Source organism: Enterobacter bugandensis, assembly GCF_900324475.1.
In the GTDB taxonomy this organism is placed as follows: Bacteria; Pseudomonadota; Gammaproteobacteria; order Enterobacterales; family Enterobacteriaceae; genus Enterobacter; species Enterobacter bugandensis.
This window is the reverse complement of record NZ_LT992502.1, coordinates 1,340,665-1,356,418: the sequence shown is the minus strand read 5'-3', so window position 1 is coordinate 1,356,418 and position 15,754 is coordinate 1,340,665. Positions and strand designations below refer to the sequence as shown.

Annotated in this window: 11 protein-coding genes and 7 tRNA genes; 15 read left to right on the top strand and 3 right to left on the bottom strand. The window is 54.6% G+C overall.

What is annotated here, in order from left to right; genetic code table 11:
- Positions 1-211: 211 nt before the first annotated feature.
- Positions 212-1,879 (bottom strand): glutamine--tRNA ligase, encoded by a 1,668-nt coding sequence (gene glnS, locus DG357_RS06550; protein WP_041910779.1) that lies wholly within the window; start codon positions 1,877-1,879, stop codon positions 212-214.
- 155 nt (positions 1,880-2,034) lie between these two features.
- Complete coding sequence (nagE, locus tag DG357_RS06545) at positions 2,035-3,987, bottom strand: PTS N-acetyl glucosamine transporter subunit IIABC (RefSeq protein WP_048957832.1); 1,953 nt, start codon at positions 3,985-3,987, stop codon at positions 2,035-2,037.
- A gap of 328 nt (positions 3,988-4,315) precedes the next feature.
- Here nagE and nagB point away from each other — a divergent pair, with 328 nt between their 5' ends.
- From nagB to DG357_RS06470, 12 genes are all read left to right on the top strand, one after another.
- Entirely contained in the window at positions 4,316-5,116 is an 801-nt protein-coding gene (gene nagB / locus DG357_RS06535; protein WP_028012356.1) for a glucosamine-6-phosphate deaminase, read from the top strand.
- Between the two features lie 55 nt (positions 5,117-5,171).
- Positions 5,172-6,320 carry an N-acetylglucosamine-6-phosphate deacetylase gene (nagA, locus tag DG357_RS06530; RefSeq protein WP_028012355.1) on the top strand — a complete coding sequence of 383 codons (1,149 nt, stop codon included), beginning with the start codon at positions 5,172-5,174 and terminating at the stop codon, positions 6,318-6,320.
- Between the two features lie 8 nt (positions 6,321-6,328).
- Positions 6,329-7,549, top strand: coding sequence for a DNA-binding transcriptional regulator NagC (gene nagC, locus DG357_RS06525; protein ID WP_028012354.1), 1,221 nt, complete (start codon positions 6,329-6,331; stop codon positions 7,547-7,549).
- 45 nt (positions 7,550-7,594) lie between these two features.
- On the top strand, positions 7,595-8,347 hold the full coding sequence (gene nagD, locus DG357_RS06520; protein WP_028012353.1) for a ribonucleotide monophosphatase NagD: 753 nt from the start codon (positions 7,595-7,597) through the stop codon (positions 8,345-8,347).
- 250 nt (positions 8,348-8,597) lie between these two features.
- Positions 8,598-10,262, top strand: coding sequence for an asparagine synthase B (gene asnB / locus DG357_RS06510; RefSeq protein WP_045261094.1), 1,665 nt, complete (start codon positions 8,598-8,600; stop codon positions 10,260-10,262).
- 227 nt (positions 10,263-10,489) lie between these two features.
- Positions 10,490-10,566: transfer RNA gene (locus DG357_RS06500), tRNA-Met, on the top strand.
- 8 nt (positions 10,567-10,574) lie between these two features.
- Positions 10,575-10,659: transfer RNA gene (locus tag DG357_RS06495), tRNA-Leu, on the top strand.
- A 23-nt stretch (positions 10,660-10,682) separates the two neighbouring features.
- Positions 10,683-10,757: transfer RNA gene (locus DG357_RS06490), tRNA-Gln, on the top strand.
- 32 nt (positions 10,758-10,789) lie between these two features.
- A tRNA-Gln gene (locus tag DG357_RS06485) sits at positions 10,790-10,864 on the top strand.
- A 17-nt stretch (positions 10,865-10,881) separates the two neighbouring features.
- Positions 10,882-10,958, top strand: a tRNA-Met gene (locus DG357_RS06480).
- Between the two features lie 39 nt (positions 10,959-10,997).
- Positions 10,998-11,072 (top strand) — tRNA-Gln (locus DG357_RS06475).
- Between the two features lie 35 nt (positions 11,073-11,107).
- Positions 11,108-11,182: transfer RNA gene (locus DG357_RS06470), tRNA-Gln, on the top strand.
- A gap of 108 nt (positions 11,183-11,290) precedes the next feature.
- Here the strand turns inward: DG357_RS06470 and ubiF are convergent.
- Complete coding sequence (gene ubiF / locus DG357_RS06465) at positions 11,291-12,466, bottom strand: 3-demethoxyubiquinol 3-hydroxylase (RefSeq protein WP_047363671.1); 1,176 nt, start codon at positions 12,464-12,466, stop codon at positions 11,291-11,293.
- 135 nt (positions 12,467-12,601) lie between these two features.
- Between ubiF and miaB the strand changes: the two genes are divergently transcribed.
- The 3 genes from miaB to ybeY all read left to right on the top strand — a co-directional run bounded on the left by miaB (position 12,602) and on the right by ybeY (position 15,700).
- On the top strand, positions 12,602-14,026 hold the full coding sequence (gene miaB / locus DG357_RS06460) for a tRNA (N6-isopentenyl adenosine(37)-C2)-methylthiotransferase MiaB (RefSeq protein ID WP_028012350.1): 1,425 nt from the start codon (positions 12,602-12,604) through the stop codon (positions 14,024-14,026).
- Between the two features lie 163 nt (positions 14,027-14,189).
- A complete protein-coding gene (locus DG357_RS06455) occupies positions 14,190-15,236 on the top strand; it encodes a PhoH family protein (protein ID WP_028012349.1) in 1,047 nt (348 codons plus the stop codon).
- The gene (gene ybeY, locus DG357_RS06450; protein WP_003858677.1) at positions 15,233-15,700 is read left to right on the top strand and encodes an rRNA maturation RNase YbeY; all 468 of its coding nucleotides are present in this window, start codon (positions 15,233-15,235) and stop codon (positions 15,698-15,700) included. The genes DG357_RS06455 and ybeY overlap by 4 nt, the downstream gene beginning before the upstream one ends.
- Positions 15,701-15,754 lie beyond the last annotated feature (54 nt).

Below are 15,754 nucleotides of genomic sequence, written 5' to 3'. Positions count from 1 at the left end.
GGTAATTTCAGCGTATCAGATCGTAATAAAACCCGTATTTGTCTTTATTCTCCATTTTATGAAACAGACAAACTTTTTTTAAAAATAAGTAGCACCGCATTGACCAAAATTTTAGCTGGCCTAATTACGGGCCTACTTTAACGATATGATCATTAAATAAAAAAACGCCGCTATAAGCGGCGTTTGTTTCTCATTGACCAGTGCAACGTTATTATTCGCCGATCTTGGTCCAGGTATCACGCAGACCTACGGTACGGTTAAATACCGGTTTTTCTGCCGTGCTGTAACGGCTGTCCAGGCAGAAGTAACCTTCACGCTCGAACTGGAACGCTTTGCCCGCTTCAGCGGCTTTCAGCGATGGCTCCGCATAACCCTGCTTGATCACCAGAGATTCCGGGTTGATGGTCGCCAGGAAGTCTTCAGCCGCACCCGGGTTAGGTACGCTAAACAGACGATCGTACAGACGAATTTCTACCGGCAGCGCGTGGGAAGCGCTCACCCAGTGGATCACGCCTTTCACCTTGCGGCCGTCTGCCGGATCTTTGCTCAGCGTCTCAGCATCGTACGAACAGAAGATGGTGGTAATGTTACCTTCAGCATCTTTCTCTACGCGCTCGGCTTTGATGACGTAGGCGTTACGCAGACGAACTTCTTTACCCAACACCAGACGCTTGTACTGCTTATTGGCTTCTTCACGGAAGTCAGCACGGTCGATCCAGATCTCACCGCTGAACGGCACGTCGCGGCTTCCCATTTCCGGTTTATTCGGATGGTTAGGCATAGAGACCAGCTCGCTTCCACCCTGCGGGTAATTTTCAATCACCAGTTTCACCGGATCGATAACGGCCATCGCGCGCGGGGCGTTTTCGTTAAGATCTTCACGAATGCAGGATTCCAGAGACGCCATTTCGATGGTGTTGTCCTGCTTGGTCACGCCGATACGTTTGCAGAACTCACGAATAGAAGCGGCAGTGTAACCACGACGACGCAGGCCGGAGATGGTCGGCATGCGCGGGTCGTCCCAGCCTTCAACGTGCTTGTCGGTCACCAGCAGGTTCAGCTTACGCTTGGACATCACGGTGTATTCCAGATTCAGACGAGAGAACTCGTACTGACGCGGATGCACAGGAATGGTGATGTTATCCAGCACCCAGTCGTACAGACGACGGTTATCCTGGAACTCCAGCGTACACAGCGAGTGGGTGATGCCTTCCAGCGCATCGCTGATGCAGTGGGTGAAGTCGTACATCGGGTAGATGCACCACTTGTTGCCGGTCTGGTGGTGTTCTGCGAACTTAATGCGGTACAGCACCGGATCGCGCATCACGATAAACGGCGACGCCATATCGATTTTGGCACGCAGGCACGCTTTACCTTCTTCGAAGCCACCGGCACGCATTTTTTCAAACAGCGCCAGGTTCTCTTCCACGCTGCGATCGCGGAACGGGCTGTTTTTGCCTGGTGCAGTCAGCGTACCGCGATACTCGCGGATTTCGTCCGCAGACAGCTCGTCAACGTATGCCAGACCTTTGTTGATCAGCTCCACCGCGTAGGCATACAGCTGATCAAAATAGTCAGAGGAGTAGCAGATATCGCCAGACCAGTTGAAGCCCAGCCATTGCACGTCGTTTTTAATGGACTCAACGTATTCGATGTCTTCTTTTACTGGGTTGGTGTCATCGAAACGCAGGTTGCACTGCCCCTGGTAGTCTTGCGCAATGCCAAAGTTCAGGCAGATCGATTTCGCGTGACCAATGTGCAGGTAGCCGTTCGGCTCCGGCGGGAAACGCGTATGTACCGTGGTGTGCTTACCACTGGCCAGATCTTCATCGATGATCTGACGAATAAAGTTACTCGGGCGGGCTTCTGCCTCACTCATCGTGGATTCCTCAAAGCGTAAACAACGTATAACGACATATGATCTTATAAGCCGGACGAAGAGACAACCTTTATGTCACGGAAAAAACGTTACCCATAAAAAAAGCGGCGGAGGATAACCCCCGCCGCTTAAGGCATGACTCTACTCAGGAGCGATTACTTGCCTTTAATCTCATACAGCGGTGTCTGACCCGCAACCACCTGACCTTTAGCCTGGAGTACCAGACCGCTAAAGTCGTCGATGTTGCTGCACACGACCGGACTAATCATCGAGCGCGCGTTGGCGTTCAGGAAGTCCAGATCCATTTCCAGAATCGGCTGACCTGCCACCACTTCGGCCCCCTCTTCCACCAGGCGAGTAAAGCCCTGACCGTTCAGCGCTACGGTATCGATCCCCATATGGACAACGATCTCCGCGCCTTTTTCGGTTTCGAGGCAGAACGCGTGGTTGGTGTTGAAGATTTTCACGATGGTGCCTGCCGCCGGAGACACAACGGTTTTGCCCGTTGGTTTCACCGCCACGCCGTCACCGACCGCTTTGCTGGCGAACGCTTCGTCAGGCACCTGCTCAAGGTCAACCACGTCACCCGTTACCGGAGAGACCAGCGCGGCCACCGTCACGGCGTTAGGCACGGCCTGCGGCTTCGCAACCGGGGCAGCCGTCGACGCAGGTGCGCTGTCGGCTGATGCCGCCGCGACCGGGCCACGGGCAACCACTTTCTTCATTTCGTCGCCAATGGATTCCGCTTTGGCGCCTACGATAACCTGGATAGTTTGTTTGTTCAGTTTAACCACGCCCGATGCACCAAGGCGTTTACACATTGCGTCGCTTACGCGCGCCGAGTCACCCACCGTCAGACGCAGACGGGTGATACAGGCGTCAATCGCTTTCAGGTTGTCAGTCCCACCGACAGCAGCGATATAGCTGGTCGCCAACTGAGTCAGACCCTCTTCGGTATTGCTGTTGGCTTCGTTGGTGACCACTTCGTCTTTGGTATCTTCGCGGCCTGGTGTTTTGAGGTTAAACATACGAATAACCGCAGTGAACAGCACGAAGTAGATGACGAAGAAGACCAGACCCATTACCACCAGCATCCAGACGTTCTTGCTTGCCGCCGGCAGGTTGTACATCAACACGTAGTCGATCGCGCCTGCAGAGAAGGAGAAGCCAGCATGGATGCCCAGCAGGGTCGCCACAAACAGGCTGATACCGGTCAGGACCGCATGCATGAGGTACAGCACCGGCGCCAGGAACATGAACAGGAATTCCAGCGGCTCGGTTACACCGGTCAGGAACGCGGTAATCGCAACGGACAGCAGCATGCCGCCAACCATTGGGCGACGCGCTTTTGGCGCAGCCAGGTACATTGCCAGTGCAGCGCCCGGCAGACCAAACATCATGATTGGGAAGAAGCCAGACATGAACATACCCGCGGTGCCGTCACCCGCATAGAAGCGGTTGATGTCGCCGTGGAATACGGTGCCCGCAGCATTGGTGAACTCACCAATCTGGAACCAGGCGATGGTGTTCAGCACCTGATGCAGACCGGTTGGGATCAGCAGACGGTTGATAAAGCCAAAGATACCTGAGCCCACTGCACCCGCAGAAACAATCCACTCGCCGCCCGCATGGATAGCATGCTGCACCGGCGGCCAGACGTAGCCAAAGATAGCTGCCAGGATCAGACAGAAAAAGCCCGTCGCAATTGGCACAAAACGTTTACCGCCGAAGAAGCTCAGGAAGTCAGGCAGTTTGATACCCGCCCAGCGGTTGTACACGGCACCACCGACCAGACCGGTAATGATACCCGCCAGTACACCCATGTTGATTTCCGGGTTGATGGTTACCATCGCTTTCGTGAGGATGAAGTAACCTACCGCCCCTGCCAGTGCCGCAGCACCGGCGCTGTCTTTTGACCAGCTTGACGCCACGCCGATGGCGAAGATCAGCGCAAGGTTGTCAAAAATGGCGCCGCCTGCCTGGGCAATAAACGGCACGTTAAGAAGATCGGGTTGCCCGAATCGCAGCAGCAACGCTGCAACCGGTAGCACGGCGATAGGGAGCTGCAAAGCCCTACCGAGGCGCTGGAAAAAACCTAAAATATTCATCCTATTCCCCCTACGAGACCCATTATTAAGACTCGCGCATAAACTATGTTTTTATTGTGTCACGAACGATAGATACAGTTGATGATTCACTGGCAGTCTGAGTGTGTGAAAAATTAATTCGTATCGCAAATTAAACACCTATTTTTTGTGATTATTGTCACCAAATATCGTATTCCCTCCTCCCTTTCACTGGCTAACAGCCAAAACTTATTTTATCATTCAAAAAATCAAGACGGATTGATCCGGCCTGAAAGGTTCCAGGTTACGCTTAAGCATCAGGTTCCGATACCCATCCGCCCACTCTTCTACTTAAACTTTGAGGTGAACAATGAGACTGATTCCCCTGGCAACTGCTGAACAAGTCGGTAAATGGGCCGCTCGCCATATCGTTAACCGTATTAATGCCTTCAAGCCTACTGCCGATCGTCCCTTCGTTCTTGGCCTTCCAACCGGTGGTACCCCACTGACCGCGTACAAAGCGCTGGTTGAAATGCATAAAGCGGGCCAGGTTAGCTTTAAACACGTTGTGACCTTCAACATGGACGAATATGTCGGCCTGCCAAAGGAGCATCCTGAAAGCTACCATAGCTTCATGCACCGCAATTTCTTTGATCACGTTGATATCCCAGCTGAAAATATTAACCTGCTGAATGGAAATGCGCCTGATATTGACGCAGAATGCCGTCAGTACGAAGAGAAAATCCGTTCTTACGGTAAAATCCACCTGTTCATGGGTGGCGTGGGCAACGATGGTCATATCGCGTTCAACGAACCAGCTTCTTCTCTGGCTTCCCGTACCCGTATTAAAACGCTGACCCATGACACCCGCGTGGCAAACTCCCGCTTCTTTGACGGTGACGTGAACCAGGTTCCAAAATACGCCCTGACCGTTGGCGTAGGCACCCTGCTGGATGCCGAAGAGGTGATGATTCTGGTACTGGGCGGCGTGAAAGCGCAGGCGCTCCAGGCAGCCGTTGAAGGCAACGTTAACCACATGTGGACCATCAGCTGCCTGCAGCTGCATCCAAAATCAGTCATCGTCTGCGACGAACCGTCCACGATGGAGCTGAAGGTGAAAACGCTGAAATACTTCAACGAGTTAGAAGCTGAGAACATCAAAGGTCTGTAATTGAATAACCGCCTCTTCTGTCAGAGGCGGTCGCTTTTTTTAACCGGGGGTCGATATGTACGCTTTAACCCACGGTCGGATTTATACCGGCCATGAAATTCTGGATGACCATGCGATTGTTATCGCCAATGGCCTGATTGAACGTGTTTGCCCGCTGGCGGAACTGCCGCCGGAGATAGAACAGCGCTCACTCAATGGAGCAGTAATCTCCCCCGGTTTCATCGACGTACAGCTTAACGGCTGCGGCGGTGTGCAGTTCAATGACACCGCCGAGGCGGTGACGGTTGAAACGCTGGAAATCATGCAGAAAGCTAACGAGAAATCAGGCTGCACCAGCTATCTGCCGACGCTCATCACCAGCAGTGATGACCTGATGAAACAGGGTATCCGCGTGATGCGCGAATACCTGGCCAAACACCCGAACCAGGCGCTGGGTCTGCATCTGGAAGGGCCATGGCTGAACATAGTGAAAAAAGGCACGCATAACCCGGATTACGTGCGCAAGCCGGATGCTGAACTGGTCGACTACATGTGTGCCAATGCTGATGTGATCGCTAAAGTGACGCTGGCGCCTGAAATGACCGGTACTGAGGTCATCAGCAAACTGGCTGCCGCCGGGATTGTGGTTTCAGCAGGCCACTCAAACGCCACGCTGAAAGAAGCCAAAGCGGGCTTCCGTGCCGGCATTACCTTTGCGACCCACCTTTACAACGCCATGCCGTATATTACCGGCCGTGAACCGGGTCTGGTCGGGGCGATTCTCGACGAACCAGACGTCTACTGCGGCATTATCGCTGATGGCATGCACGTTGATTACACCAACATTCGCAACGCCAAACGGCTGAAAGGTGACAAGCTCTGCCTGGTCACCGATGCCACCGCGCCAGCAGGTGCAAATATTGAGCAGTTCATTTTTGCTGGTAAAACAATATACTACCGCAATGGACTGTGTGTGGATGAAAACGGTACGCTGAGTGGCTCCTCTTTGACCATGATTGAAGGGGTGCGTAACCTGGTGGAGCATTGTGGGATTGCGCTTGATGAAGTCCTGCGTATGGCCACCCTTTATCCGGCTCGCGCCATCGGCGTGGATAAACAGCTCGGCGGAATTGCACCAGGTATGGTTGCAAACCTGACGGCATTCACACACGATTATAAAATTATTAAGACCATCGTTAATGGTAACGAGGTCGTCACTGAGTAAGTAAAAGTATGACACCAGGCGGACAAGCTCAAATCGGTAATGTCGATCTCGTTAAACAACTTAACAGTGCGGCGGTTTATCGCCTGATTGACCAACATGGTCCAATCTCGCGGATCCAGATAGCCGAACAAAGCCAGCTTGCTCCCGCCAGCGTGACAAAAATTACCCGCCAGCTCATTGAGCGCGGTTTGATCAAAGAAGTCGATCAGCAGGCCTCCACCGGGGGCCGCCGCGCCATCTCCATCATTACCGAAACCCGTAACTTTCAGGCCATTGGCGTCCGGCTTGGTCGTCATGACACCACGCTCACGCTGTACGATTTGAGCAGCAAAGCCATTGCGGAAGAGCACTACCCACTGCCCGAGCGCACCCAGGAGACGCTGGAACACGCGCTGCTGAATACTATCGCGCACTTTATTGAAAGCTGTCAGCGCAAGATCCGCGAACTGATCGCCATCTCCGTCATTCTGCCGGGCCTGGTCGACCCGGAAAGCGGTGTGATCCGATACATGCCGCATATTCAGGTTGAGAACTGGGCGCTGGTCGACGCGCTGGAAAAACGCTTTAAGGTGACCTGCTTTGTCGGCCATGATATTCGTTCTTTAGCGCTGGCTGAGCACTACTTTGGTGCGAGTCAGGACTGTGAAGACTCTATTCTGGTGCGCGTACACCGCGGTACGGGCGCAGGCATTATCTCCAATGGCCGTATTTTTATTGGTCGTAACGGTAACGTTGGCGAGATCGGCCACATCCAGGTTGAACCGCTCGGCGAACGCTGCCACTGCGGCAACTTCGGCTGCCTTGAAACCATCGCCGCCAACACGGCCATCGAGCAGCGCGTTCGCCACCTGCTTGAGCAGGGTTATCAAAGCCGCGTCACGCTGGACGATTGCAAGATAGGCACCATCTGCAAAGCCGCCAATAAAGGCGACGCGCTGGCCTGTGAGGTGATCGAGCAGGTAGGTCGCCATCTGGGGAAAACCATCGCCATCGCCATTAACCTGTTTAACCCGCAGAAAGTGGTGATCGCCGGAGAGATTGTTGAAGCGGAAAAGGTGCTGCTGCCCGCCATCGAAGGCTGTATCAACACCCAGGCGCTGAAAGCATTCCGACAGAACCTCCCGGTGGTTCGTTCGAAGCTTGACCATCGCTCGGCGATTGGCGCGTTTGCGCTGGTCAAGCGCGCCATGCTCAACGGGATCCTGCTCCAGCATTTGCTGGAATCCTGATCGGACCTTATAGTAACGCCTTCTTTTTTTGATGTCGGAATGTCCATGACCATTAAGAATGTAATTTGTGATATCGACGGCGTGCTGATGCACGACAACGTTGCCGTGCCGGGTGCTGCGGAGTTTCTTCACCGCATCATCGACAAAGGAATGCCACTGGTTCTACTCACGAACTACCCTTCCCAAACCGGTCAGGATCTGGCGAACCGCTTTGCCACCGCAGGCGTCGACGTGCCGGACAGCGTGTTTTATACCTCCGCAATGGCAACGGCGGATTTCCTGAAGCGTCAGGAAGGAAAAAAAGCCTACGTGGTCGGTGAAGGCGCGCTGATCCACGAGCTATATAAAGCAGGCTTTACCATTACCGATGTGAACCCGGACTTTGTGATCGTGGGAGAAACGCGTTCCTTTAACTGGGAGATGATGCATAAAGCAGCCTACTTTGTCGCCAATGGTGCGCGCTTTATCGCCACCAACCCGGATACGCACGGCCGTGGTTTCTATCCGGCCTGCGGCGCGCTGTGCGCCGGTATTGAAAAAATCTCCGGCCGTAAGCCTTTTGTTGTCGGCAAACCGAGCCCGTGGATCATCCGCGCCGCGCTGAATACGATGCAGGCACACTCAGAAGAAACCGTCATTGTTGGCGACAACCTGCGCACCGATATTCTGGCTGGCTTCCAGGCAGGGCTTGAAACCATCCTGGTACTTTCTGGCGTCTCGCAGCTTGATGACATCGATACGATGCCCTTCCGACCTAGCTGGATTTACCCCTCTGTCGACGAAATCGACGTTATTTGATTCTGAACCACGTCCCAGGGCGTGGTTTTTCATTTTCAGCTTATACAAACAAAACACCATCTAACAAAAAACCATTTTCATTACATAATCATCAATAAAAGGATGCGTGACGTACTCTTTTTTCACTATTCCGCAATCACTATTGCACTATTTCCGTTTTGGCCCGTAAAACCCTTGCGCCCCTCCCCCCTTTTGCGGCATTTTCATAAGCAAGCAACATCACAATGCAACAGGGTTAACGGAGAAGGTTATGTGTTCAATTTTTGGCGTACTGGATATTAAAACTGACGCGGGCGAACTGCGTAAAAAAGCACTCGAATTATCCCGCCTGATGCGCCATCGCGGCCCGGACTGGTCAGGCGTTTACGCCAGCGACAAAGCGATTCTGGCTCACGAACGCCTGTCGATTGTTGACGTCAACGCCGGTGCACAGCCGCTGTATAACGAGAAAAAAACGCACGCGCTGGCTGTCAACGGTGAAATTTATAACCATCAGGCGCTGCGCGCCGAGTACGGCGACCGCTACGCCTTCCAGACCGGCTCTGACTGTGAAGTGATCCTGGCGCTGTATCAGGAGAAAGGCCCGGAGTTCCTCGACGAGCTGCAAGGCATGTTTGCCTTCGCGCTGTACGACAGCGAAAAAGACGCTTACCTGATTGGCCGTGACCATATTGGTATTATCCCGCTGTACATGGGGCACGATGAACACGGCAACTTCTATGTCGCGTCCGAAATGAAAGCCCTGGTGCCGGTCTGCCGCACCATCAAAGAGTTCCCGGCGGGCAGCTATCTGTGGAGTAAAGACGGTGAAATCCGTTCGTACTACCAGCGCGACTGGTTTGACTATGACGCGGTGAAAGACAACGTGACGGATAAAGCCGAGCTGCGTCAGGCGCTGGAAGATTCCGTGAAAAGCCACCTGATGTCAGACGTGCCTTACGGCGTACTGCTCTCCGGCGGTCTGGACTCCTCCGTGATCTCCGCGATCACCAAGAAATTCGCGGCTCGTCGCGTGGAAGATCAGGAGCGCTCCGAGGCCTGGTGGCCGCAGCTGCACTCCTTTGCCGTGGGCCTGGAAGGGGCACCGGATCTGAAAGCCGCGCAGGAAGTGGCAAACCACCTCGGCACCGTGCACCATGAAATTCACTTTACCGTGCAGGAAGGCCTGGATGCGATCCGCGATGTGATCTATCACATTGAAACCTATGACGTGACCACCATTCGCGCCTCCACGCCGATGTACCTGATGTCGCGTAAGATCAAGGCGATGGGCATCAAGATGGTCCTCTCCGGTGAAGGTTCTGACGAAGTGTTTGGCGGCTACCTGTACTTCCATAAAGCGCCAAACGCTAAAGAGCTGCATGAAGAGACCGTGCGTAAGCTGCAGGCGCTGCACATGTTCGACTGTGCCCGTGCCAACAAAGCGATGTCGGCCTGGGGCGTAGAAGCGCGCGTGCCGTTCCTGGATAAGAAATTCCTCGACGTGGCGATGCGCATCAACCCGCAGGATAAAATGTGCGGCAACGGCAAAATGGAAAAACATATCCTGCGTGAATGTTTTGAATCTTACCTGCCGGCGAGCGTGGCATGGCGTCAGAAAGAGCAGTTCTCTGATGGCGTCGGCTACAGCTGGATCGACACCCTGAAAGAGGTGGCAGCGAAGCAGATTTCTGACCAACAGCTGGAAACCGCAAGCTTCCGCTTCCCGTACAACACGCCGGGCTCGAAAGAAGCGTACCTCTACCGTGAGATCTTTGAAGAGCTGTTCCCGGTGCCGAGCGCTGCCGAGTGTGTTCCTGGCGGTCCGTCAGTGGCCTGTTCATCCGCAAAAGCCATTGAATGGGATGAATCTTTCAAGGCGATGAACGATCCATCGGGGCGTGCGGTAGGCGTTCACCAGTCCGCCTACAAATAATCACAACGATTTCAAACAGGCCCCTCAGGGGCCTGTTTTTTTTGCCTCACATTTCACCACCAAAAACCGATTAATAACCAATAATTGCCGAATATTCGGCCACGCTGTTCGCAACCTAACCAAACAGTCACATTCCGGCTATTTTCGTTGAAAAAGGTGTTGACGCTGCAAGGGTCTATACGCATAATGCGCCCCGCAACGCCGATAAGGTAACGCGAAAAAAAGATGGCTACGTAGCTCAGTTGGTTAGAGCACATCACTCATAATGATGGGGTCACAGGTTCGAATCCCGTCGTAGCCACCATCTTTTTTGCGGGAGTGGCGAAATTGGTAGACGCACCAGATTTAGGTTCTGGCGCCGCAAGGTGTGCGAGTTCAAGTCTCGCCTCCCGCACCATTCCCGGGTAAGCGTTGCACGGATGGGGTATCGCCAAGCGGTAAGGCACCGGTTTTTGATACCGGCATTCCCTGGTTCGAATCCAGGTACCCCAGCCATATTTCTTCGATTTTGCGGTTCTCCGCGGTATTGGGGTATCGCCAAGCGGTAAGGCACCGGTTTTTGATACCGGCATTCCCTGGTTCGAATCCAGGTACCCCAGCCATCGAAGACTGCAGTACTGGCTACGTAGCTCAGTTGGTTAGAGCACATCACTCATAATGATGGGGTCACAGGTTCGAATCCCGTCGTAGCCACCAAATTAAGATTATCGATTTGTTTCGGTAATAAAAAATTGTTGGGGTATCGCCAAGCGGTAAGGCACCGGATTCTGATTCCGGCATTCCGAGGTTCGAATCCTCGTACCCCAGCCAATTTAAAAGTCGTTAAGCAGTCTGTTTAACGCAATTGGGGTGTCGCCAAGCGGTAAGGCTCTGGTTTCTGATACCAGCATTCCGGGGTTCGAATCCCTGCACCCCAGCCACTTAAAACAAACAAGCCCGCTCTGCGGGCTTGTTTGTTTTTGTTGCTCAGAATAGTGCGGCCTGATGCCCTCACCCTACCCCTCTCCCACGGGGAGAGGGAATTAAGATTAGAGTCCGAGGGCGTATTTCAGCGCCTGACGCTTCAGCCCACCGGCACGCTCTGCCGCCATTAAGCCAATGTTACGCAGAATGCGCACCGGGGCCAGGTCATTGCTGAAACCGGCATAGAACAGATCCATCCCTGACTGCATGATGAAGTTATCCGCCATACGGCGCGTCTGGTAGCGCTTCAGTACCTGATGGCTGGCCCAGGCTTCCGCGTGAGCGCGTGCGTTGCCCAGCACGTCCAGTAACGCATCGACGTCACGGTATCCAAGATTGACTCCCTGCCCCGCCAGCGGGTGGATAGTGTGTGCCGCATCGCCCACCAGCGCCAGCCCTTCTCGGGCATACTGTAAAGCATGACGGCGCGTGAGCGGGAATGCACCTGCGGTGACTGGCGTCACGTTGCCAAGGCGGCTCGGGAAGTGAAGCAGGATCTCGCGCTGCAGCTGCTCCATCGACAGCCCCTGCAGCTGGCGAATGCGCGCCGGTTTGTCGTACCACACCAGCGAAGCCCAGTTATCAAACAGCGGCAAGAATGCATGCGGGCCGTTCGGCGTAAAGTGCTGCCAGGTGCTTTCGCCCGGCGCATTCTCACACTGAACGGTGATTAACATGCAGGATTGCTGATATTGCCAGGCATGAACCCCAATACCCGCCATCTCCCTGACCTGCGAGTTAGCGCCATCGGCCCCGACGACCAGCTTCACGGCCAGTTCATCGCCGCTGTCCAGCGTCAGCAAATAGCCGCTTTCATGAGGATGCAGTGCCTTAAGTGACGCAGGCATACGCAGCGTCACCTTCGGATGTGCCTCCAGCGCCTGCCAGAGCGCCAGCTGGAGCACGTTGTTTTCCACCATATAGCCCAGGCGCGGCAGCTTCAGCTCGGCGGCGTCAAACGACACGTGGGCATTTTCCCACTCCCAGGTTTCAAGGCGGCTGTAAGGGTGTGCGCGCATCGCCTGCACCGCCTCCCAGACGCCCAGGCCGCGCAGCAGATCGACGGACGCTGCGCTGATGGCGGAAATGCGCACGTCCGGTTTGCTGGCGGGATCGAATGCCGGGGGAGCCGCCTGTTCAATAACGGTTACATCAAATCCCTGCTGCGCCAGCCCCAGCGCCAGCGCGCCGCCGACCATACCGCCGCCGACAACGGCAACTTCGGTGTGTTGGAGTGTCATGGTCAATTTTCCTTATTGGAGAATCCCTTAAGTTTACCGGATTTTTGCGGTCCTGAGACACACAACCTTCATACTGGTCACAACCCCACCAAAGCATTACAATACGCGGCTTGCAATCCTGAGCTGAGCAAGTCGATGACTAAAAAACTCCATATAAAAACCTGGGGCTGTCAGATGAACGAATACGATTCATCCAAGATGGCCGATCTGCTGGATACCACCCACGGATACCAGCTGACTGAAAATGCGAAAGAAGCCGATGTGCTGCTGCTGAACACCTGTTCAATTCGTGAAAAAGCACAGGAAAAAGTCTTTCATGTGTTAGGCCGCTGGAAGCTTCTCAAACGGAAAAATCCGGACCTGATCATTGGCGTCGGTGGCTGCGTCGCCTCGCAGGAAGGTAAGCTGATCCGTCAGAGAGCCCCGTATGTGGATATCGTCTTTGGTCCTCAGACCCTGCACCGCCTGCCGGAGATGATCAATCAGGTTCGCGGTAACCGTAGCCCGGTCGTTGACGTCAGCTTCCCGGAGATCGAGAAATTTGACCGTCTGCCAGAGCCGCGCGCCGATGGCCCGACCGCCTTCGTCTCGATCATGGAAGGCTGCAATAAATACTGTACCTACTGCGTGGTGCCTTACACCCGCGGTGAAGAGGTCAGCCGCCCTGCGGACGACATTCTGTTTGAAATTGCGCAGCTTGCCGCGCAGGGCGTTCGCGAAGTGAACCTGCTGGGCCAGAACGTTAACGCCTGGCGCGGCGAGAACTACGACGGCACCACCGGCAGCTTTGCCGAACTGCTGCGCCTGGTAGCCGCGATTGACGGCATTGACCGTATTCGCTTTACCACCAGCCATCCGATGGAGTTTACCGACGACATTATTGACGTCTATCGCGATACGCCAGAGCTGGTGAGCTTCCTGCACCTGCCGATTCAGTGCGGCTCTGACCGCGTGCTGAACCTGATGGGCCGCCCGCATACGGTGCTGGAGTACAAATCCACCATCCGCAAGCTGCGCGAAGCGCGCCCGGATATCCAGATTAGCTCTGACTTTATCGTCGGCTTCCCAGGCGAAACCGCTGATGACTTCGAGCGCACCATGAAGCTCATCGGTGAAGTGAACTTTGACGTCAGCTACAGCTTCATCTTCTCAGCGCGTCCTGGCACGCCTGCGGCCGACATGGTTGATGACGTGCCGGAAGAAGAGAAAAAGCAGCGTCTGTATATTCTTCAGGAACGCATCAACCAGCAGGCCAACGCCTGGAGCCGCCGCATGCTCGGAACCGTCCAGCGCATTCTGGTGGAAGGCACCTCCCGCAAGAGCATCATGGAGCTGTCCGGTCGTACCGAGAACAACCGCGTGGTGAACTTCGAAGGCACCCCGGACATGATCGGTAAATTTGTGGACGTCGAAATTGTCGAAGTGCTGACCAACTCGCTGCGCGCGAAGGTGGTACGCACCGAGGACGAAATGGGCCTGCGTATTGCCGAGTCACCGGAATCCGTTATTTCTCGTACTCGCAAAGAAAACGATTCTGGCGTTGGGATTTACCAGCCTTGATCCTTCAGGCCTGTCTCTTCGGCAGGCCTTGTATTTCCTCTCATCACCCCCAATATCTACCGCAACGCTTGCGCCTTTATTCTGTGGCGTGAATAATTTCGGTAATGACCGTTCTATTGCGCCGTGTGGCAGCGGGTCAGTTAACCATTTAAAGAGGAACAGTTTGAACATAGATACGCGTGAAATTAGCCTTGAGCCCGCAGACAACGCTCGCCTGCTGAGCCTGTGCGGGCCGTTTGATGACAACATCAAACAACTGGAGCGACGTCTGGGTATCGAAATCAATCGTCGCGATAACCATTTCAAACTCACCGGACGCCCTATCTGCGTCAACGCGGCAGCAGATATTCTGCGCAGCCTGTATGTCGATACCGCCCCGATGCGCGGCGAAATTCAGGATATCGAGCCGGAACAGATCCACCTCGCCATTAAAGAGGCGCGCGTGCTTGAGCAGAGCGCGGAAAGCGTGCCGGACTACGGCAAGGCGATCAATATCAAGACCAAGCGTGGCGTCATCAAGCCGCGTACGCCGAACCAGGCGCAGTACATCGCCAATATTCTTGACCATGACATCACCTTCGGCGTGGGTCCCGCGGGTACAGGTAAAACCTATCTGGCGGTTGCCGCTGCGGTGGATGCGCTGGAGCGTCAGGAGATCCGTCGTATCCTGCTGACCCGCCCCGCCGTTGAAGCGGGTGAAAAACTCGGCTTCCTGCCCGGCGATCTGAGCCAGAAGGTCGACCCTTACCTGCGCCCGCTGTACGACGCGCTGTTCGAGATGCTCGGCTTCGAGAAAGTGGAGAAGCTGATCGAACGTAACGTGATCGAAGTGGCCCCGCTCGCCTACATGCGCGGCCGCACGCTCAACGATGCGTTCATCATTCTCGATGAAAGCCAGAACACCACCATCGAACAGATGAAAATGTTCCTGACGCGTATCGGCTTCAACTCGAAAGCGGTGATCACCGGTGACGTCACCCAGATCGACCTGCCGCGCAGCACTAAATCAGGCCTGCGCCACGCCATTGAGGTGCTGTCAGAGGTAGACGAAATTAGCTTTAACTTCTTCCACAGTGAAGACGTCGTTCGCCACCCGGTGGTCGCGCGCATCGTTAACGCCTATGAAGCCTGGGAAGAGGCGGATCAAAAACGCAGGGCCGAACAGGCCGCGGAACGTAAGCGCGAAGCGCAGGAGCAAGAACAGAAATGAGTCAGGTGATCCTCGATTTACAGCTGGCGTGTGAAGACAATTCCGGCATGCCAGAAGAGGCACAGTTTCAGAAATGGCTGGATGCGGTAATCCCCCAGTTTCAGGAAGAATCAGAAGTCACGATTCGCCTGGTGGATGAAGCGGAAAGCCATGAGCTTAACCTGACCTACCGCGGGAAAGATAAGCCAACCAACGTGCTCTCTTTCCCGTTCGAAGCGCCGCCGGGTATTGAGATGCCGCTGCTGGGCGATCTGATCATCTGCCGTCAGGTGGTTGAGCAGGAAGCCAAAGAGCAGCAGAAACCGCTGGAAGCGCACTGGGCGCATATGGTGGTACATGGCAGCCTGCACCTGCTGGGCTACGACCACATTGAAGATGACGAAGCGGAAGAGATGGAGTCCCTTGAGACAGAGATAATGCTTGCTCTGGGCTATGAGGATCCGTACATTGCCGAGAAAGAATAGTCAGTTACTGACTACCATGCCGCCGCGCAGGGACATAGCGCGGCGGTTAACATT

Coding starts and splice junctions, on each gene's coding strand:
- nagE (WP_048957832.1), bottom strand. CDS start 3,987: ATGAATATTTTAGGTTTTTTCCAGCGCCTCGGTAGGGCTTTGCAGCTC.
- nagA (WP_028012355.1), top strand. CDS start 5,172: ATGTACGCTTTAACCCACGGTCGGATTTATACCGGCCATGAAATTCTG.
- glnS (WP_041910779.1), bottom strand. CDS start 1,879: ATGAGTGAGGCAGAAGCCCGCCCGAGTAACTTTATTCGTCAGATCATC.
- nagB (WP_028012356.1), top strand. CDS start 4,316: ATGAGACTGATTCCCCTGGCAACTGCTGAACAAGTCGGTAAATGGGCC.
- asnB (WP_045261094.1), top strand. CDS start 8,598: ATGTGTTCAATTTTTGGCGTACTGGATATTAAAACTGACGCGGGCGAA.
- nagD (WP_028012353.1), top strand. CDS start 7,595: ATGACCATTAAGAATGTAATTTGTGATATCGACGGCGTGCTGATGCAC.
- ybeY (WP_003858677.1), top strand. CDS start 15,233: ATGAGTCAGGTGATCCTCGATTTACAGCTGGCGTGTGAAGACAATTCC.
- ubiF (WP_047363671.1), bottom strand. CDS start 12,466: ATGACACTCCAACACACCGAAGTTGCCGTTGTCGGCGGCGGTATGGTC.
- nagC (WP_028012354.1), top strand. CDS start 6,329: ATGACACCAGGCGGACAAGCTCAAATCGGTAATGTCGATCTCGTTAAA.
- miaB (WP_028012350.1), top strand. CDS start 12,602: ATGACTAAAAAACTCCATATAAAAACCTGGGGCTGTCAGATGAACGAA.